This is a genomic window from Caulobacter sp. Root343 (assembly GCF_001425745.1).
In the GTDB taxonomy this organism is placed as follows: Bacteria; Pseudomonadota; Alphaproteobacteria; order Caulobacterales; family Caulobacteraceae; genus Caulobacter.
In genome coordinates this window covers 416481-433313 of sequence record NZ_LMDF01000005.1, presented here as the reverse complement: position 1 = coordinate 433313, position 16833 = coordinate 416481, and the positions used below count along the sequence as shown (strand labels likewise).

General features: G+C 67.3%; 20 protein-coding genes. 9 read left to right on the top strand and 11 right to left on the bottom strand.

What is annotated here, in order from left to right; all coding sequences use genetic code 11:
- Positions 1–2 precede the first annotated feature (2 nt).
- Both ASC70_RS06120 and ASC70_RS06115 read right to left on the bottom strand, forming a co-directional pair.
- On the bottom strand, positions 3–1406 hold the full coding sequence (locus tag ASC70_RS06120) for a cytochrome P450 (RefSeq protein ID WP_056047584.1): 1404 nt from the start codon (positions 1404–1406) through the stop codon (positions 3–5).
- 104 nt (positions 1407–1510) lie between these two features.
- Complete coding sequence (locus tag ASC70_RS06115; protein WP_047407774.1) at positions 1511–1711, bottom strand: hypothetical protein; 201 nt, start codon at positions 1709–1711, stop codon at positions 1511–1513.
- A 289-nt stretch (positions 1712–2000) separates the two neighbouring features.
- Here ASC70_RS06115 and ASC70_RS06110 point away from each other — a divergent pair, with 289 nt between their 5' ends.
- The 7 genes from ASC70_RS06110 to ASC70_RS06080 all read left to right on the top strand — a co-directional run bounded on the left by ASC70_RS06110 (position 2001) and on the right by ASC70_RS06080 (position 6712).
- Entirely contained in the window at positions 2001–2963 is a 963-nt protein-coding gene (locus ASC70_RS06110; protein ID WP_056047583.1) for an acetyl-CoA carboxylase carboxyltransferase subunit alpha, read from the top strand.
- An 88-nt stretch (positions 2964–3051) separates the two neighbouring features.
- On the top strand, positions 3052–3480 hold the full coding sequence (locus tag ASC70_RS06105) for a carboxymuconolactone decarboxylase family protein (protein ID WP_056047581.1): 429 nt from the start codon (positions 3052–3054) through the stop codon (positions 3478–3480).
- A 42-nt stretch (positions 3481–3522) separates the two neighbouring features.
- Positions 3523–3921, top strand: coding sequence for a lysozyme inhibitor LprI family protein (locus ASC70_RS06100; RefSeq protein ID WP_082539850.1), 399 nt, complete (start codon positions 3523–3525; stop codon positions 3919–3921).
- A 39-nt stretch (positions 3922–3960) separates the two neighbouring features.
- Entirely contained in the window at positions 3961–4365 is a 405-nt protein-coding gene (locus ASC70_RS06095; RefSeq protein WP_056047578.1) for a lysozyme inhibitor LprI family protein, read from the top strand.
- Between the two features lie 74 nt (positions 4366–4439).
- On the top strand, positions 4440–4856 hold the full coding sequence (locus tag ASC70_RS06090; RefSeq protein WP_056047576.1) for a lysozyme inhibitor LprI family protein: 417 nt from the start codon (positions 4440–4442) through the stop codon (positions 4854–4856).
- 22 nt (positions 4857–4878) lie between these two features.
- On the top strand, positions 4879–5658 hold the full coding sequence (locus ASC70_RS06085; protein WP_056047573.1) for a lysozyme inhibitor LprI family protein: 780 nt from the start codon (positions 4879–4881) through the stop codon (positions 5656–5658).
- Positions 5659–5731: 73 nt separating this feature from the next.
- Positions 5732–6712, top strand: coding sequence for a nitronate monooxygenase family protein (locus ASC70_RS06080; RefSeq protein WP_056047571.1), 981 nt, complete (start codon positions 5732–5734; stop codon positions 6710–6712).
- A 152-nt stretch (positions 6713–6864) separates the two neighbouring features.
- On the opposite strand, the gene ASC70_RS06075 is transcribed toward ASC70_RS06080, so the two are convergent.
- Entirely contained in the window at positions 6865–7275 is a 411-nt protein-coding gene (locus tag ASC70_RS06075) for a helix-turn-helix domain-containing protein (RefSeq protein ID WP_056047569.1), read from the bottom strand.
- An 81-nt stretch (positions 7276–7356) separates the two neighbouring features.
- On the opposite strand from ASC70_RS06075, the gene ASC70_RS06070 reads away from it, so the two are divergent.
- Positions 7357–7575 (top strand): helix-turn-helix domain-containing protein, encoded by a 219-nt coding sequence (locus ASC70_RS06070; protein WP_056047567.1) that lies wholly within the window; start codon positions 7357–7359, stop codon positions 7573–7575.
- Here ASC70_RS06070 and ASC70_RS06065 read toward each other — a convergent pair.
- The 3 genes from ASC70_RS06065 to ASC70_RS06055 all read right to left on the bottom strand — a co-directional run bounded on the left by ASC70_RS06065 (position 7572) and on the right by ASC70_RS06055 (position 8860).
- The gene (locus ASC70_RS06065; RefSeq protein ID WP_056047563.1) at positions 7572–7811 is read right to left on the bottom strand and encodes a helix-turn-helix transcriptional regulator; all 240 of its coding nucleotides are present in this window, start codon (positions 7809–7811) and stop codon (positions 7572–7574) included. The genes ASC70_RS06070 and ASC70_RS06065 overlap by 4 nt on opposite strands.
- Before the next feature lie 72 nt (positions 7812–7883).
- Positions 7884–8303: a GNAT family N-acetyltransferase gene (locus ASC70_RS06060; RefSeq protein WP_056047558.1), complete on the bottom strand. Its 420-nt coding sequence runs from the start codon at positions 8301–8303 to the stop codon at positions 7884–7886.
- Positions 8300–8860: a DUF2199 domain-containing protein gene (locus ASC70_RS06055; RefSeq protein ID WP_056047555.1), complete on the bottom strand. Its 561-nt coding sequence runs from the start codon at positions 8858–8860 to the stop codon at positions 8300–8302. Before ASC70_RS06055 ends, ASC70_RS06060 begins: the two co-directional genes overlap by 4 nt.
- Positions 8861–9224: 364 nt before the next feature.
- Between ASC70_RS06055 and ASC70_RS24825 the strand changes: the two genes are divergently transcribed.
- The gene (locus ASC70_RS24825; protein WP_156396135.1) at positions 9225–11801 is read left to right on the top strand and encodes a hypothetical protein; all 2577 of its coding nucleotides are present in this window, start codon (positions 9225–9227) and stop codon (positions 11799–11801) included.
- A 160-nt stretch (positions 11802–11961) separates the two neighbouring features.
- Here ASC70_RS24825 and ASC70_RS06045 read toward each other — a convergent pair whose 3' ends face one another.
- The 5 genes from ASC70_RS06045 to ASC70_RS06025 form a co-directional block, all read right to left on the bottom strand.
- Positions 11962–12354 (bottom strand): hypothetical protein, encoded by a 393-nt coding sequence (locus ASC70_RS06045; protein WP_056047550.1) that lies wholly within the window; start codon positions 12352–12354, stop codon positions 11962–11964.
- A gap of 58 nt (positions 12355–12412) precedes the next feature.
- Positions 12413–13153, bottom strand: a complete 741-nt coding sequence (locus ASC70_RS06040) for a hypothetical protein (protein WP_056047547.1) — start codon at positions 13151–13153, stop codon at positions 12413–12415.
- 160 nt (positions 13154–13313) lie between these two features.
- Positions 13314–15596: an excinuclease ABC subunit UvrB gene (uvrB, locus tag ASC70_RS06035; protein ID WP_047407744.1), complete on the bottom strand. Its 2283-nt coding sequence runs from the start codon at positions 15594–15596 to the stop codon at positions 13314–13316.
- Between the two features lie 79 nt (positions 15597–15675).
- Positions 15676–16338, bottom strand: a complete 663-nt coding sequence (locus ASC70_RS06030) for a hypothetical protein (RefSeq protein WP_056047544.1) — start codon at positions 16336–16338, stop codon at positions 15676–15678.
- The gene (locus ASC70_RS06025; RefSeq protein WP_056047539.1) at positions 16335–16832 is read right to left on the bottom strand and encodes a hypothetical protein; all 498 of its coding nucleotides are present in this window, start codon (positions 16830–16832) and stop codon (positions 16335–16337) included. Before ASC70_RS06025 ends, ASC70_RS06030 begins: the two co-directional genes overlap by 4 nt.
- Position 16833 lies beyond the last annotated feature (1 nt).

Here is a 16833-nt window from a genome sequence, read left to right as displayed (position 1 = left end):
TTTCAAGGCCGCGCTTGTACGATCGGGCTCAGCTGGAAGTCCGGCTCATGGTCGGGCCCCAGGGTGATCGAGGCCTTGGGCAGCACCGGCCGGTCGCCGGCCATGGCGATCCGGAACCGGCCCAGCAGGCTGGCCAGGATGATCTGGGCCTCGGCCAAGGCGAAGCCGGCCCCGATGCAGACGCGGGGCCCCGCGCCGAACGGAATGAAGGCCTCATGGCCCCACGGATGTGGCTGGTCGATGAACCGGTCCGGGCGAAAGGCGGCAGGAGCGTCCCACAGCTTGCGGTGCCGATGGATCAGCCAGGGGCTGATGGTGACCATGCCGCCGGCCGGGATCGGATGGCCCAGCACCACGTCGTCGACCAGCGCCTCGCGGCCGAAGGTCGGCGCCGGGGGATAGAGCCGCAGGGTCTCGAACAGCACCGACCGCAGCAGCGGCCACGCCTTCAGGTCGTCGAGGCTTGTCGCATGCTCGGCCGGGAAGGCGAGCACTTCGGCCCGGACGCGATCTTGCGTCACCGGATCCAGGGCCAACAGATAGACGGCCCAGAACAGCAGGCGCGAGGTGGTTTCGAAGCCGGCGGCCAGCATCGAGCTGCACTGGTCGCGGATCTCCTGGTCGGGCAGGGGCGCGCCGTCCTCGTCGCGCGCGGCCAGCAGGCGGTCCAGCAGATCGCGGCCTTCCGGATGCGGCGCGGCCCGGCGCTCCGCGACGATCGTGTCGACTGCGGTCAACCAGCGCCCACCGAGCCGCCGGCGATCGCCGTCCGCGAAGGTCAGGTCGTCGACGCCACGGCCGATGAAGTCCAGCATCCGGAAGTGGGCCGGCCCGTCGACATAGCGCCGCGCGATCTCGGCCAGGGTCGCGCCATCCGTGGCGGCGGACCGGGAGAACAGGGCGCGCAGCACCGCGTCGAGGGCGGCGTGGTGGAAGGCTTCCGAGAGATTGGCGCGATCCTGGCCGGCCAGGCGCTCGACCAGGTCGGCGCCGGCGGCGGCGAAATGCGGAACCAGGCCGCCGATCGCGGCCGGGGTGAAGACCGGAGCCAGGCTCTTGCGCTGGCGCTTCCAGGTCTCGCCCTCGCTCAGCAGCAGGCCTTCGCCGACGAGTGGCCTCAGCGGCCGACCGACCTTCACCGGCCGGCGATAGGTCGGCGAGGTCAGGACGTGGCGCACGCCGGCGGGGTCGCTGACCACCAGTCCGGCTTGGCCCATGAACCGGTAGGGCGTGACGAGGCTGTCGAAATCCGCCTCGCTCCAGGCGCCGATCAGGTTGCGCCCCATCTCCCAGGCGATCCGCGCATCGCCCAGCACCGATCCGCCAAGCGGACGCTGATGGACCTTGGGCGTGGGCGGAATGAGGGAAGGCGCGGATCGGACGTCTTCAGGCAGAAGCGTGTCCATGGGGCGGCGGCCTTCCGGTAAGCGGGACCCGTTTTGGACCCCATCCGGAAGCAGAGGCTATAGCCGCTCAGGTTGTCGCGCAATAATTCATCACGTGGAGAATATCAGGCGGCCACCGCGTGGTGGGCGGTGACGTCGAACACACGGTGCGAGCCGCGCCACACTTCGACGAAGTCGCAGCGGTTGTGCATGTCGAGCAGCTCGAAGGCGCGGACGCGCGCGGCGTGATCGTCCGCGCAGGGCGTGACGTCGAAGCGCGGCACCGAGCCGTCGGCCTCGACACAGAAGAAGGTGAACACCTGCATGGGAACTGTGCGCTCTCATCAGGCGGGGCCGCACATATTCGATGCCGGGGCCCGCGGGGGCGCAAGTCGGCTTCCGCGACCTGCTACAAAAACAACATAGGACTCTATGTCGCGATTCACCAGAGGAGAGAGTCTCGATTCGAGACTCACCTGGGGATCCTCACGTTTCAGCCTGTGGATAAAACACGTCGGATTCGCGGCGGTTCCTCGCCGGAATCTCGCCTCTTTCCCTCGGCGGATTCCGCCACTAGGTTCGCACCCTTTCATTAACGGCGACGTTTAAGAGTCCATGGCCGCCCATTATCTCGATTTCGAACGCCCAATCGCTGACCTGGAAAGCAAAATCGAGGAGCTGTCGCGGCTCTCCGAAACGGCTGGCCCGGGGGCGTTCGACGCCGAGATCCAGGCCCTGCGCGACCGCGCTCAGGACCTCCGCAAGGAAGCCTACGCCAACCTCGACGCGTGGCAGAAGACCATGGTCGCCCGGCACCCCCAGCGACCCCACCTGCGCGATTATGTCGCGGGGCTGATCGACGAGTTCGTCGAGCTGCGCGGCGACCGCAAGTTCGCCGACGACCAGGCCATCGTCGGCGGCCTGGGCCGCTTCCGGGGCCAGCCGGTCGTGGTCATGGGTCATGAGAAGGGCCACGACACCACCACGCGCCTGAAGCACAACTTCGGCATGGCCCGCCCCGAGGGCTATCGCAAAGCTGTCCGGCTGATGGACATGGCCGAGCGTTTCAGCCTGCCGGTCCTGACCTTCGTCGACACGGCCGGGGCCTATCCGGGCTTGGGCGCCGAGGAGCGCGGCCAGGCCGAGGCCATCGCCCGCTCGACCGAACGCTGCCTGACCCTGGAAGTGCCGATGATCGCCACGATCGTCGGCGAGGGCGGCTCCGGCGGGGCCATCGCCCTGGCCGGCGCCAACAAGGTGCTGATCCTGGAGCACTCGATCTATTCGGTGATCTCGCCGGAAGGCGCGGCCTCGATCCTGTGGCGCGACGGGGCCCGGGCCAAGGACGCGGCGACCCAGATGCGCATCACCGCTCAGGACCTGATCAAGCTGGGCATCGTCGACCGGATCATCGAGGAGCCGGCCGGCGGCGCCCATTCGGACTCCGACGCGGCGATCCAGGCGGTCGGCGACGCGGTCGAGGACGAGCTGAAGGCCATGGTCGCCATGAGCGCGGCCGAGCTGAAGAAGCAGCGCTCCGAGCGCTTCTACGCCATCGGCCGCGCGGGTCTGCAGTAGGATTTTCCAGTCGCGGACGTCACAACGGCGGCCCTAGCCTCGTCCTGTTCCCTGAAGGGCCAATCGGCCCCAGACCAGGAGCAAGACCATGGGCGACACCGCCGCCTTCCGCCACGACCAGAACGTTCCCGAGATCTACAAGGCCTTCATCGCCGCCGAGGGGACGGTGCGCGCGGCGGGCATTCCGAGCGGCCTGAAGCACCTGATCTATCTGCGCGTCTCGCAGCTAAACGACTGCGCCTATTGCGTGAAGATGCACAGCCACGAGGCCCGGCAGGACGGCGAGACGAACGACCGACTGGATCGCCTTACGGTCTGGCCGCACGTCGACGACTACACCGCCGCCGAAAAGGCCGCCTTGGCCTGGGCCGAGGCCCTGACCAAGCTTCCCGCCCACGACCTGGCCCCGCTACGGGCGGCTCTGCGCGAGCACTACACCGACCAGCAGGCCAGCGCCCTGACCGCCTGCGTGGCGATGATCAACCTCTGGAACCGCCTGGGCGTTTCGGGGCATTAGAGGGCGTCGGCGGCGGAGGGCCCTGGCGTGTTGGAGCCCAGCATGATCCGTTTCTTCGCCGCCGTTCTGCTGCTGGCCGCCGCCGCCTCGCCGGCCCGGGCCGCCGACCCGAAGTACTCCGCCGCCTACGACAAGTGCCTGGCCGCGCCGTCGGGCCAGAGCACGGCCGGCATGATCGATTGTATCGGGACCGAGTGGCAGGCCCAGGACGCCCGCCTGAACCGCGCCTACCAGGTCGCCCTCAAGCGCCTGGAGCTTCCGCGCCAGAAGGCTGCTCTGCAAAAGGCCCAGCGCGCCTGGATCGCCTTCCGCGACGCCGACTGCGCCAGCCTCGCCGATCCCGACTGGGGCACGATCAGCCGCGTCGAGGCCGCCAGCTGCCGGCTCGATCGCACCGCGCGCCGCGCCGACGAGCTGGAAGATTTCCGCAAGCTCGGCTGAAACTGCTAGGGTCGCGCTCCCTGCTGGAGCCCGCCCAAAATGATCCAATCCCTCGCCGCCGCGACCCTCGTGGTCCTGCTGGCCGCGCCGACGGTCGAGGCGCAAGCTCGCCGGCCCGTATCCCATTCCCCGTCGGCCAACGCGGCGCTCGACCGCTGCGACAAGCGCGGCGGGCCCCATCCCGAGCGCCTGGGCTGTGTCACCGAGGTCCTCGACCGCGAGGACGCCCGGCTGGACCGCGCCTACAAAGCCGCCCTGGCCCCGCTGAAGCCGCCGCAGCAGGCCTCGCTCCGCGCCTCCCAGAAGCGATGGATCAAGGACCGCGACGGCCAATGCCGAGGCGGATACGGCGGCGGCGGCCAGGCCGCGATCTACGCCAACACCTGCCTGGCCCAGGCCACCGAGACGCGCGCCGACGAGCTGGAGCGTCGGTTGCGGCGCTGACCGCGCGAGATCAACGTGGGCTGGCGTTTGGTGTGGCGCGCGCTAGGGTGGCGCTCCATGGTGGAGCTTGCCCGATGATCCGCGCTTTCGTCCTGACGACCGCCCTGTTGGCCGCTGTCCCGGCCTTGGCCGCGACCCCAGCGCGCCGCCCGCAGCCGCTGTCGCCCGTCGAGCAGTGCGACGCGCACGCCAAGTCGAACATGGAGATGCTGCAGTGCGTGGCCGACCTCCTCGACGTCGAGGATGCCCGGCTCAACCGGGTCTACAAGGCCGTCATCCGCCGCCTGCCGCCCGCGCGCCAGGCCGCTCTGCGCGACGAGCAGCGCGGGTGGATCAAGGGCCGCGACGAGATGTGCGGGGTCTATGACGACGAGGCCGAGTACGGCCGCCAGGGCCGGATCGAAGGCGAGATCTGCATCCTGGACCACACGACCGACCGCGCCGACGCGCTGGAGAGCTATCCGCGGCCCCAGCCCCGGCGCCCGCGATAGGCCTCATGGTGGAGCTTACCCGATGATCCGCGCCATTGTGTTCGCGACCCTGATGGCCATGGTCGCGGCGCCGGCCGCCCAGGCCCAGGCGAAGAAGCCGCCGCCCTCCGCCTACGAGCGCTGCCTGGCCGCGGCCCAGGCCCCGGCCGGCGAGATCGCCTGCGTGACCGAGGAGACCCGGCGCCAGGACGCCGTCCTCAACCGCGACTACAAGCTGATCCTCGACGACCTGGTCGAGAGCCAAGACTACTACCCGGTCGGGACGTCGGCTTCGGGGACGATGCGTAAGGCCCAGCAAGCCTGGATTGCCTTTCGGGACGCCGATTGCCGCGTCTATGCCAGCAAGACATGGGGCGAGCGGGCCGATCTCGACGCCCGCAAGTGCGTGCTGTCGCGCACCCGCGAGCGGGCCGAGGCGCTCAAGTACGAGGTCCCCAACGCGCCCGAGCCGACGCTCGCTCCGGATCAGCAGGCGACCGCGTATGGCCGGTGCATGAAGCGGGCGAAAAAGCTCGATTTTCGGGAGGAGCAGGGCTGCGCGGTGGTAGAGCTGGAGCGCGAGAACGCCCGCCTGAACCGCACCTACAAGGCGCTTCTCGCCGGGCTGGTCCAGCCGGCTGACAAGAACGCCATGCGCGCCGCACAGCGCGCCTGGATCGCCTTCCGGGACGCCGACTGCGCACGGGACGCTCTCGACGGGGGCAGGAACGAGGGATACGCATCCTCCCTCTGTGAGATGGGTGCGACGTCCGATCGCGCCGATCAGCTGGAGGCCTTCATCGAGGCGCACCCGCCCGGCTGACGGCTTGCCCCTTGCCTGACGCTAGGAACACCGCCGCATAGTTGCTCCAACAAGACAGAGGGAGCGACCGCGCATGGCCATCAGGACCCGTTTCACCGAGCTGTTCGGGGTCGAGCACCCGATCGCCCAGGGCGGCATGCAGTGGGTCGGCAAGGCCGAGCTGGTCAGCGCCGTCGCCAACGCCGGGGCGCTGGGCTTCCTGACCGCCCTGACCCAGCCGTCGCCCGAGGCGCTCGCCAAGGAGATCGCCCGCACCCGCGAGATGACCGACAAGCCGTTCGGGGTGAACCTGACCATCCTGCCGGCCATGACCCCGCCGCCCTATGCCGAGTACCGGGCGGCGATCATCGACAGCGGGATCAAGATCGTCGAGACCGCCGGCTACAAGCCGCAGGAGCATGTCGACGACCTCAAGGCTCACGGCGTGAAAGTTATCCACAAGTGCACCGCCGTCCGCCACGCGCTCAGCGCCGAGCGGATGGGCGTCGACGCCATCAGCATCGACGGCTTCGAGTGCGCCGGTCATCCGGGCGAGGACGACATCCCCGGCCTGGTGCTGATCCCGGTCGCGGCCGAGAAGGTCAGGATCCCGATGATCGCTTCAGGCGGCTTTGGCGACGCGCGCGGCCTGGTCGCGGCCCTGGCCCTCGGCGCCGACGGGATCAACATGGGCACCCGCTTCTGCGCCACGCGGGAGGCGCCGATCCACGACAACTTCAAGCAGGCCATGGTCGCCAACGACGAGCGCGCCACCGACCTGATCTTCCGCACTCTGCACAACACCGCCCGCGTGGCCCGCAACGCCATCAGCCAGCAGGTGGTGGCGATCGAGCGGGCCGGCGGCGCCAAGTTCGAGGACGTCGCCCAGCTGGTGAAGGGCGCGCGCGGCCGCGAGGGGCTGGAGTCCGGCGACATCGACCACGGCGTCTGGAGCGCCGGCATGGTCCAGGGCCTGATCCACGACGTGCCGACGGTGAAGGAGCTGATCGACCGGATCGTGGCCGAGGCCGAGGCCCTGATCCGTCAGCGGCTGGCGGGGATGGTGGCGGAATAATCTCTCCTCCCCATTAGGGGGAGGTGGCGCGGCGCGAATGCGCGCCGCGCCGGAGGGGGTCCGCGAAGCGGTGGTGAGCTCGCTGCCTCACAGGGCCCCTCCACCGGCGTTCGCCGGTCCCCCTCCCCCAGAGGGGGAGGAAGGCGAACCCCCTACCGCCCCATCCCGATCGCCCGCGCGAGCGCGGTCAGCTTCGTGCGGATCGGGCCCGGCGGCAGGTTCAGGAAGGCTTCGGCCAGGGCCGGGCCCTCGGGCGCGGCGACCAGTTCGGCGACCAGGTCGCGGCCGCGGGCGTCGCCCGGGTTCTCCGGCTCGGCCAGGCCGTCGAAGAACCGCGCCACCGGCAGGTCCAGCACCAGCGACAGAGCATGCAGGGTCGAGGCGCTGACCCGGTTGGTCCCGCGCTCGTACTTCTGCAGCTGCTGGAAGCTGACGCCCAGCCGGTCGGCCACGGCGCTCTGGCTCAGGCCCAGGGCCCGGCGACGGGCGCGGACCACCTGGCCGACGTGGCGGTCCACTGGATGGACGTTCGCCGCGTCCGGAACACCGTTTCGACGACCCATACGTGCAACCCTCGACCTCGGCGCGAAAAATACACACTGAAGGTGTGTAGATGCGCGGGACGAGCAAGGCAAGGGTCGCGCGTGGCCGATGATCCCGACCTGACCGCCCTGGGGCGAGAAATCCGTGACCGCCGCAAGGCTCGGAACCTCAGCCAGGAAGCCCTGGCCGAGCTCGCGGGCCTGCATCGCAACTATGTCGGCCTGCTGGAGCGCGGCGAGCGCAATCCCAGCGCAACCACCCTGTTCCAGCTGGCCCGCGCCCTGGACATCCGCCTGGCCGAGCTGGTCGGGCGGCTCTAGGGCTCGCCGTCCCCCTCATCCATCGCCGCCAGCAGCTCGCCGACCGACACGCCCAGCGCCCGCGCCAGCCGCGTCAGGGTCCGGTAGTCGGGGTCGCGCCGCCCCGCCTCGATCGCCGCCAGAGCCTCCACATCGAGCGCCGCGGCCGCCGCCAGGTCAGCCGGCGCCAGGCCCGCCGCCTCCCGGCGCGCCCGGATCCTTCCACCCAGCCTCTGCAGCGGAGACGGCGCGTTCATGGAATGTTCTAGCCATGGTGGCGCGGCGGCGTCAACTCGCCTTTCGGGTCGCCAGAGGTGTTTGGGCGGCCTCTAGAGCTTCACCCGGAAGTGGAAGGCGTCCACCGCCAGCCCCTCGCGGAAATAGAACCGGTGCGCGCCTTCGCGGACGACGTTGGAGATCAGCTCCAGATGCCCGCAGCCCTCGCGCCGGGCCTCGGCCTTCAGCCAGTCCAGCAGCGCCTTGCCGTGACCCTTGGAGCGCGCCGCCGGGTCCGAGACCAGGTCGTCGATGCTTAGGAACCGCCCGCAATACAGCATGTCCAGCAGCCGCCACCCGGCCACGGCCCGGACGGTCCCGTCCTCGGAGAGGGCGGTCAGCCGATAGCCGTCGGAGGCTATCAGCTGGCGGATCCGCGCGACATAGGTCTCGCGGTCCAGCATCGGCCGCAGGTGGGCCATGACCTCGAACGTGGCGAGGATCTCGGCGTCGGTGGCGGGGTGGTGGATCATGGGGTCTTGAGGTCCAGGTGCGCGTGGACGTAGGCGACGGCGTCGGTGAAAGGAATGCCCTCCCGCTGCTGAACCGACAGGGGATGGTCGGTCGCCTCCAGCTCGATCAGCGGGCGCAGGCCCTGCGGTCGGGGGTGGAGGGTGCACTTCAGGTTCAGCGTCTCGGGATAGCCGGGCAGGCGGTTCGAGAACCAGCCGAACATCGGCGGCAGCGCGCTCCGGTCGTCGTCGAAGGTCTCGAGATACCGGAAGAAGTTGTCGCGGCTCAGCGTCGTCCAGACCCCGAACTGGAACGCGCCCTCGCGGTCCGCGTAGGGCAGGTCCAGGCAGGCGCGCACGAAGTAATGCTCGTGTTCCCAGATGCAGGTGTCGCTGGTGAGGTCGAAGTCGTCGGCCCGTTCCTGCTCGGAGGCCTGGTCCCAGACGAGGGGCGTCGGAAACGCGGCGGCGGGCAGATCGTCGTGAGCCTGTCCACAGACCGCGCAGACCCAGGCCTTCACGGGCGGCGCCCGGCGGCCCAACAGTCGGTTCAGGAAGCCCCGCACGCCGGTCTCCATCTTGGCTCCCCGCGTTTGTAGCGCGGCGTTCTCTCGGGAGAAGGGGGAAAGGCGCTCATCTCACGGCGAGGCGGTCGTGGAGCTGACCGAGTTGCTCAAAGACCCGGCCTCGCCGCGTGCGGCAGCCCGGAGGGCGGTCCTTGACCGACCCAGACAGTCCAGCACGCTGCTGCCTACGAGAGATGTAAGGGCGGGTGGGACCTTGGAGGTCGGGCTTTGACTGATCGCCTAAGTTCAAAAGGTCTGCTTCCGACGGCGGCTACGCCCGACATGCACGCGCCCAGCTAAACAGTGGCTAGTCAACGCCTATGCTCGCGCTAAGCTATTCCTATGCAGAAGAAATCGCGTTTTCCGAGCCATCAACGTGCCTAGCGAGCTGCAGTGCTGGACCAAGCCGCGCCCGCTTCGCGTGGCATTCTTGGTGCAAGATGGCGAGCACGCCCACCTCGCCTTGGATGGCATTTTTGCCGACTGCCATTCCCGTTGGGGTGGCCGCTTTTCCCTCGTGGTCCCCTGCGTCGATAATCGTATCGCACCAGCCTACTGGCCCTGGCTCGAAGCCTATGACCCCGACATCGTCTTTTCCTATGTAGGCCTCAGCAGAGACGACATTCTAGAGATTCACGAGCGCGTCGGTCCTTCGGAATACATGCACCACAATCCGAGGCACCCTGAGCTGCGGCTTGATGTCCACGGCTTCAAGCCGGATTACGGATTCAGACCACTATCCTCTCTTTCGACAATATTTCAGCAAGCCCGTTACGGCGGAGGCTTTGGCCCAAGCGCACCGCTGAAAATGATCGATGTCTATGCCAGCGAAAGACCGACGCGTTTTTTCACAGATAATTTTGGCACATACATAAACAGCATGGGGACCGGCGTGGTCCCCAACGATGCGCTTTCAGCTTTCAGCTTGCGTACGGTTCTGCGGGACGAAATATTTAATGATCGTCAGCGCGGTGTACAACGCGATATTGACCGTATTCCTGATGAATTGACGGCGTTTTCGGAATTCGCGGCGCGAAAGGCAACGAGCCTTTCTTTAGCATCAATTCTCTTCGCGTCGAAATTAGAACTACGAAATCATCACCAATGGAGCGGGTCTTTCAACCTCGTCGTAGGGGGCGCTTTTTCGGACAGAATACTCTATTGGAACGCCAGACTTCTAATCCCTGCATGGCTCGACACGGACCTGAATTGCCTGCGAATAGATCGTTCGCAACTTGATGATCCAGAATTTCTCACCGCTTTGGTATCGCTCATCAACAATCGAAACCACGTCAACAGCGGCTCCGGCGGCCAGCCACAGCTTACTATCCGGTCGGTCAGCCTGTCGGCGGGGCAGATGGAGGAAGTGAGAGTCGCCCTCCAAGCATCACGGCCTTGGAGCAACATGCAGGTTCAGGCGGTCGGAAGTCTGGATGAGCTTGTGCCTAACGCCCAGACTTTTGCTCAAGCCCGTGAGGTTGCGTGGACCAGAGGGTTGAGCCCACCACCAAGCTGGACCAGGTTCGTATGGACCCCTCCCACCATACGACCGCCGGTAACATCCCCTGAGCATCTGGCGGATGCGCCGCCGAGGCAGAATTTTGCCGAAGGATATTGGTGTGCTGAATACAACATCCAATATGACGGGCACGCTCCTAGGTTCAGCAATAGAAACCGCTGGCTTCTTCCTCGACGTTGGCGAATGTCTGCGGCCTTTAGCATATCATTTCCAAGTCAACCCTTAAATAGAATTCCACCACCCGCCCGCTCAAGCCGTAATGGCAACTTGGCATTATTCGTAAGTGAACAATCCAGCGTTGGCTCGATAAGCGTACCCGACCCATCTGACGCCATCTTCACCGCATTACAGGGCGACCGTGGATGGGGAGATGATGACCTAGAACGCGGGCGCGTTGTCCTGACGCCGAAAATCGCTTGGGCGGAACCCTCCAATGAGGCGCGCTACTTGAACGGCGTGCTCGGCATGGCCGGTGGAGTTGGTAACGCTGCGGCCTTCCTGCTGCATCCCTTCTTGCGGGATATGTTCGCCATGTTGGGGGGAGCGCCCAACATGTCTGCGAAAAAGGTGCAACCTACCGCGAATTCGCTGGCCAAAGTTGCTCGAACCAATCCCGTATTCGACCTGCGAGACCAGCGCGAGAAGACTGCGCTGGCGAACCTGCTTGTAAAGGCCGCCGCCAATCTCAAAACACCGCAAGCCTTCTTCTCTTACGATGATCTGAAGAAATCTTGGGAGGCGCATCGTGCCGCCTATTGGGCGGCGCATCCCCAACAACATACGCCAGACCCGTCCGTTGATTGGGACCAGCACGAGGCCGACACCCTCGACGTATGTCTGATTGCGATGCGACAGCGCCAGATGCTGTTTCAAGGCCATCGCTGGTTGTGCGAGGAATGCCACCACAAGAATTGGCGCGACCTAGGGAATATAGAGCCCGAACTGACGTGCGAGGTTTGCCGGACCATCTCGCAGGCTCCAGTCAACATACGCTGGCTGTTCAGGCCGAATGAATTCCTGATCGAAAGCCTACGCGACCACAGCGTGCTTTCGCTGATCTGGGTTCTCACGAGGCTTTCAAACCAAACCAGCAACTCGTTCATGTATGAAGGGCCAACGAAATTCGGCCTTACCCATGAGACGAGAAGCCCAGACTTTGAGGCCGATTTGCTCGTGCTAGCTGACGGCAAAGCCTATGTCTGCGAAGTCAAATCGTCATGGTCGGTGACACGCGCATCCGACATCCAGAAGCTGGTAGATATCGCGAAAAAGCTTCGCCCAGACGTCGCCCTGCTTGCCGTTATGGAGGAAACGCAGGAGATGGGCGATCAGATAGCTGCTGCGAAAGCGGAATTGGAGGCTGTGGGCATCGAATTCCAGCTCATTATTTGGCGGCAGCAAGACGAAGGTGATGACGTCTATCTGCCCGGATAATTGAACACGGTGAGCCGGTTTTCTACTGCCTATCCCAGATGCAAACGGGGGGGCGAAGGAAAGGCGCGACTGCCCGCTGGGCTTCGACCTTAAAGTGCAATCGTTAAGCTTTGTGTCCGCTCGTCGGAGCCACGATATTGTCTGCTTCTGGCGCTCCTCCCTACCGCCCCACCCACCGCTCCGCCGCCACATCACTGTCGTCCGGCCGCGTGTTGAACGCGATCCGCGCCCCCGGCGCGCCTCTGTGCACCGCGTTCAGCACTACCTCGAACAGCCCCAGGCTCGGCGGCGGGTTCCGGATGCCCGCGCCGATCACCACCACATCATAGGCAGCGCCACCCAGCTGGGCCTCGATCTCGGCTTCGGCGACGACGGAGTCGGGCTGGACCTGGAGCATGTCGACGTGATGGCCCTTGGCCTCCAGGGCGGCCTCGGCCTTGGCCAGGCCCGCCAGGACCTTCTCCGCGGTCATGCCCGGCGGCAGGGCCGGGCTGGCGTAGTCGACGGTGTTGACGTCCTGGCCCAGGATCAGGATGCGCGTCTGGCGGCTCATGGCTTTGCTCCCGTGAAGGGGCGAGCTTGAGCGCGGCCGGCGGCGGCCGCAAGCGGCCTTACCGGCTCATCAGCGACCGCAGCGCCGCCTGCTCGGCCGGCTTCAGGCCCTGGCTGAAGTGGCGCAGGCACGAGTCGTCGACGCTGGCGAAGCGGGGGATGGCGCGGGCCCGCAGGCTCTGGTCGACCTCGACCAGGCGGAGCAGCAGCGGGCCGAGGTCGCGGGTGTCGCGGATCAGCCGGGCCTCGCGGCCGCTGGGGAAGGCGACGTCGTAGTTGAGGCTGTGCTGGCCTTCACGGGCATTGTCCCGCTTGGCGTTGACGCAGCCGATCCCGACCGCCGTGGCCGCGCCCCAGGACCAGTGCTCGCGCGGCTTGCCGTCCTGCAGCCAGGCCGCGCCGAACGGGGTGGCGAGGCTGAGCTCGGGCTTGCCGACCACCGCCTCCAGGGCCAGGCCGCCGGCGACCAGGGTCGCGGCCAGGGCGACCATCCGCCAGCGCCCGCGCGGCGACAGGCTGGGCAGGATCTGGCGGTAGCGGACGCCGAACCCGCCGGGGATCAGCAGCAGCGGCGGGACGACGACCAGCAGTAGCGTCCAGACCTCGCCGGCCGCCGGCTCGCGCCACGAGACCAGCACGTCGGGGATGGTGCGCAGGATCGCTTCGTCGCGGCGGGCCAGCAGGTCCTGGATCAGGGCGTAGCCCAGGCCCCCGACCAGGGTGAGGCCGAACGCCAGCAGCATGCCGACCAACTTGGTGGTCAGGCTCTGCTCGGGCGTCGCCTCGGGGCCTTGGGTCATGCGGGGTCGCCAAACGGAGTTTGCACTGGGACGTGGCCTACCGCGCGGGCGGAGGGAGGGGAAGGGGAGGGGAGGGGAGGGGAGAAGGTGGGCCTTGGCTTGCCCCCTCCGGGCCTTTGGCCCTCCTCCCCCGGAGGGGGAAGACGGCGCGCGCGCCCGCCTAGCGCCGCTTCTTGCGGAACTCCTCGGCCTTTTCCTGGCGGATCTCGGCGCGGAGGCGCTTCGGCGCGGACTTGTCGACCGTATCGCCGGTGGCGGCCAGGACCTCGTTGGCGAACTCCAGGTCCATCAGCTTCATGCGCTTGATCTCGTCGCGCAGGCGGGCGGCGGTCTCGAACTCCAGGTTGGCGGCGGCCTCGCGCATCTTGGCCTCCAGGTCCTTGAGCGCGGCCTTGAAGTTGTCGCCGCTGAACGGGCGGTCGTCGGTCTCGGACATGCCCATGGGGACGAGCACGCGGTCGCCGCGCTCGTAGGGGCTGTTGAGGATGTCCTTGATGTCGCGCTTGACGCTCTCGGGCGTGATGCCGTGCTCGATATTGTAGGCGTGCTGTTTCTCGCGGCGACGCTGGGTCTCGGCCATGGCCCGCTCCATGCTGCCGGTGATCCGGTCGGCATAGAGGATGACCTTGCCGTCGATGTTCCGCGCCGCCCGGCCGATGGTCTGGATCAGCGAGGTCTCCGAGCGCAGGAAGCCTTCCTTGTCGGCGTCGAGGATGGCCACGAAGCCGCACTCGGGGATGTCCAGGCCCTCGCGCAGCAGGTTGATGCCGACCAGCACGTCGATATTGCCCAGCCGCAGCTCGCGGATGATCTCGATGCGCTCCAGGGTGTCGACGTCCGAGTGCATGTAGCGGACGCGGATGCCCTGTTCGTTCAGATATTCGGTCAGGTCCTCGGCCATCTTCTTGGTCAGGACGGTGACCAGGGTGCGGTAGCCCTTCTTGATGGTCTGGCGGATCTCGTCGACCACGTCGTCGACCTGGGAAGCGTTGTCCTTGCTGACCGGGCGCACCTCGACCGGTGGGTCGATCAGGCCGGTGGGGCGGATGACCTGCTCGGCGAAGACGCCGCCGGCCCGCTCCAGTTCCCAGCTCGCCGGGGTGGCCGAGACGTGCACCGACTGCGGGCGCATGGCGTCCCACTCCTCGAACTTGAGGGGGCGGTTATCCAGGGCCGACGGCAGGCGGAAGCCGTACTCGGCCAGGGTCCATTTGCGGTTGCGGTCGCCCTTGTACATGGCGCCGATCTGCGGAACCGTCTGGTGGCTCTCGTCGGTGAACAGCAGGGCGTTGTCGGGGATGTATTCGAAGAAGGTCGGCGGCGGCTCGCCGGGCCGGCGGCCCGACAGATAGCGGCTGTAGTTCTCGATGCCGGCGCACGAGCCGGTGGTCTCGATCATCTCCAGGTCGAAGGTGGTGCGCTGCTCCAGGCGCTGGGCCTCCAGCAGCTTGCCGTTGGCGACCAGCCATTCCAGCCGCTCCTTCAGCTCGGCGCGGATGGCGATGATCGCCTGGCGCAGGGTCGGGCGCGGGGTGACGTGGTGGCTGTTGGCGTAGACCTTGATGGTCTCCAGGTCGGACGTCTTCTTGCCGGTCAGGGTGTCGAACTCGGAGATCGCCTCGACCTCGTCGCCGAACATGGTCACGCGCCAGGCGCGGTCCTCGTAGTGGGCGGGGAAGATCTCGATGGTGTCGCCGCGGCGGCGGAACGTGCCGCGCTCGAAGGCCATCTCGTTGCGCTTGTACTGCTGGGCCACCAGGTCGGCGATCAGCTGCTTCTCGTCGACCTTCTGCCCGACCTCCAGCGTGAAGGTCATGGCGGTGTAGGTCTCGACCGAGCCGATGCCGTAGATGCAGCTGACCGAGGCCACGACGATGACGTCGTCGCGCTCCAGGATCGCCCGGGTGGCCGAGTGGCGCATCCGGTCGATCTGCTCGTTGATGGAGCTGTCCTTCTCGATATAGGTGTCGGTCCGCGGCACGTAGGCCTCCGGCTGGTAGTAGTCGTAGTAGCTGACGAAGTACTCGACCGCGTTCTCCGGGAAGAACGACTTCATCTCGCTGTAGAGCTGGGCGGCCAGGGTCTTGTTGGGGGCCAGGATCAGGGCCGGGCGCTGGGTGGCCTCGATGACCTTGGCCATGGTGAAGGTCTTGCCCGAGCCGGTGACGCCCAGCAGCACCTGGTCCTGGTCGCCATTTTCGAGGCCGCCGACCAGCTCCCGGATCGCGGTCGGCTGGTCGCCGGCGGGCTGGTACTCGGAGACCAGCTTGAACTTCCTGCCGCCCTCGGACTTCGGCGGCCGCGAGGGCCGGTGCGGGGTCCAGAGCGTGGCCATGACGCCAGCCGCGACATCCCCGACAGCGCCGCCGAGGTTGTCCAGAACGAAGGGCGTGGAGACGTCCGAGACGCCCCCAAGGGGGCTGGTGTCCGAGGTGCGAGGCATGGCCCCAAGTTAGGGGCGCGCGGGGCTCTCGGCTAGAGGGGCTGCTGACGGCGAGTGGCAGCAGCGTGGCGGGAGGGGGTCAAGGCTTCAGACAATGCGCCGTCCGGTCGCCCTCGTCGCGCTTGACCTCGACCTTGCAGACGAAGCCGGAGGCGGTTCTCAGCAGCACCCGCGCGGTCGCCTGGACGACCAGGTACTGGTCCTTGGCGGAGCGGGGCAGGGGCAGGTCGTTGATCCGGAAGTCGAGCGCGCTCGGCGCGGCCTCCACGATCAGGGTCCAGGTCCGGTCGATCGGCTTGAAGATCCCCCACAGATCGAAACCGGCGCTGAATCCGCCGCCCGCGCCTGGGCCCGCGCCGGGCAGCGCCCCTACGAGGCCGTTGTCGTGGCCATAGTGGGCGACGCGCTCGTCCAGAGAGTCGCCGAGCAGTTGGCGATATCGCCGGGTCGACGTCTCGCCCGCGGCGGGCGGGGAGAGGTAGGCGTCGATCGCCTTGTCCACGGCCTTGGCCTTCTCGGCAGGACCGAGCAGGGCGCCGAGCGAGGGCTTGGCCAAGGTCTTGTCGGTCTGGGCGATCAGGCGCTCACGAAGATCGGGCGCGACGCCGACGCCGCTGTCAGCCTCCCAGCGCGCCACGGCGGCCGCGGCGGGATCCGTGGCGGCGGGGGTGAGGTCCAGCGTTTGGGCCGCGGCGGACGTGGCGAGACTCAGGGCGATGGCGATGACAGCGGCGGATCTCATGGCGCGGGCTTTCGAAGGGCCTCGTCGATCACGTACCAACCGACGGCGGCCAGGGAGAGGAACAGCAGCAGGAACTGGGCGCCGAACGGGATCTGGACCTGCGGCTCGGTCAGATAGGGCGGCCAGTGGCCGGCGATCATGCTGGTCAGGCGAAAGCGCGTGACGATGCCCGCCATGGCCGAGGCAAGGGCCAGGAAGACGGCGGCGGCTATGGCCCAGGCGCGCGGCCCTTGCAGGGTGGGTCCCTTGGACAGACCCAGGAACAGCCCGCCCAACGCTCCGACCATGCCGGCCGCGAGGCCGAAGGCGCGATCGCACAGGCTCTCGATCCGCTCCAGGGCCAGCTTGTCGAGCACGTCGTAGGCCTCGGTCGCAGAGGCCGCGCCACGGGGCTGCAGGGTATTGAGGGCGCCATACAGCGCCAGCAGCAAGCCGACGGCGATGACGAACACCGCCACGCGGGGCAGGATCGATCGGTCGAAACGCATGTCCATC

Coding starts and splice junctions, on each gene's coding strand:
- ASC70_RS06090 (WP_056047576.1), top strand. CDS start 4,440: ATGATCCGCGCTTTCGTCCTGACGACCGCCCTGTTGGCCGCTGTCCCG.
- ASC70_RS06095 (WP_056047578.1), top strand. CDS start 3,961: ATGATCCAATCCCTCGCCGCCGCGACCCTCGTGGTCCTGCTGGCCGCG.
- ASC70_RS06075 (WP_056047569.1), bottom strand. CDS start 7,275: ATGGGTCGTCGAAACGGTGTTCCGGACGCGGCGAACGTCCATCCAGTG.
- uvrB (WP_047407744.1), bottom strand. CDS start 15,596: ATGCCTCGCACCTCGGACACCAGCCCCCTTGGGGGCGTCTCGGACGTC.
- ASC70_RS06105 (WP_056047581.1), top strand. CDS start 3,052: ATGGGCGACACCGCCGCCTTCCGCCACGACCAGAACGTTCCCGAGATC.
- ASC70_RS06045 (WP_056047550.1), bottom strand. CDS start 12,354: ATGAGCCGCCAGACGCGCATCCTGATCCTGGGCCAGGACGTCAACACC.
- ASC70_RS06030 (WP_056047544.1), bottom strand. CDS start 16,338: ATGAGATCCGCCGCTGTCATCGCCATCGCCCTGAGTCTCGCCACGTCC.
- ASC70_RS06100 (WP_082539850.1), top strand. CDS start 3,523: ATGATCCGTTTCTTCGCCGCCGTTCTGCTGCTGGCCGCCGCCGCCTCG.
- ASC70_RS06080 (WP_056047571.1), top strand. CDS start 5,732: ATGGCCATCAGGACCCGTTTCACCGAGCTGTTCGGGGTCGAGCACCCG.
- ASC70_RS06040 (WP_056047547.1), bottom strand. CDS start 13,153: ATGACCCAAGGCCCCGAGGCGACGCCCGAGCAGAGCCTGACCACCAAG.
- ASC70_RS06065 (WP_056047563.1), bottom strand. CDS start 7,811: ATGAACGCGCCGTCTCCGCTGCAGAGGCTGGGTGGAAGGATCCGGGCG.
- ASC70_RS06060 (WP_056047558.1), bottom strand. CDS start 8,303: ATGATCCACCACCCCGCCACCGACGCCGAGATCCTCGCCACGTTCGAG.
- ASC70_RS06085 (WP_056047573.1), top strand. CDS start 4,879: ATGATCCGCGCCATTGTGTTCGCGACCCTGATGGCCATGGTCGCGGCG.
- ASC70_RS06120 (WP_056047584.1), bottom strand. CDS start 1,406: ATGGACACGCTTCTGCCTGAAGACGTCCGATCCGCGCCTTCCCTCATT.
- ASC70_RS06115 (WP_047407774.1), bottom strand. CDS start 1,711: ATGCAGGTGTTCACCTTCTTCTGTGTCGAGGCCGACGGCTCGGTGCCG.
- ASC70_RS06110 (WP_056047583.1), top strand. CDS start 2,001: ATGGCCGCCCATTATCTCGATTTCGAACGCCCAATCGCTGACCTGGAA.
- ASC70_RS06055 (WP_056047555.1), bottom strand. CDS start 8,860: ATGGAGACCGGCGTGCGGGGCTTCCTGAACCGACTGTTGGGCCGCCGG.
- ASC70_RS06025 (WP_056047539.1), bottom strand. CDS start 16,832: ATGGACATGCGTTTCGACCGATCGATCCTGCCCCGCGTGGCGGTGTTC.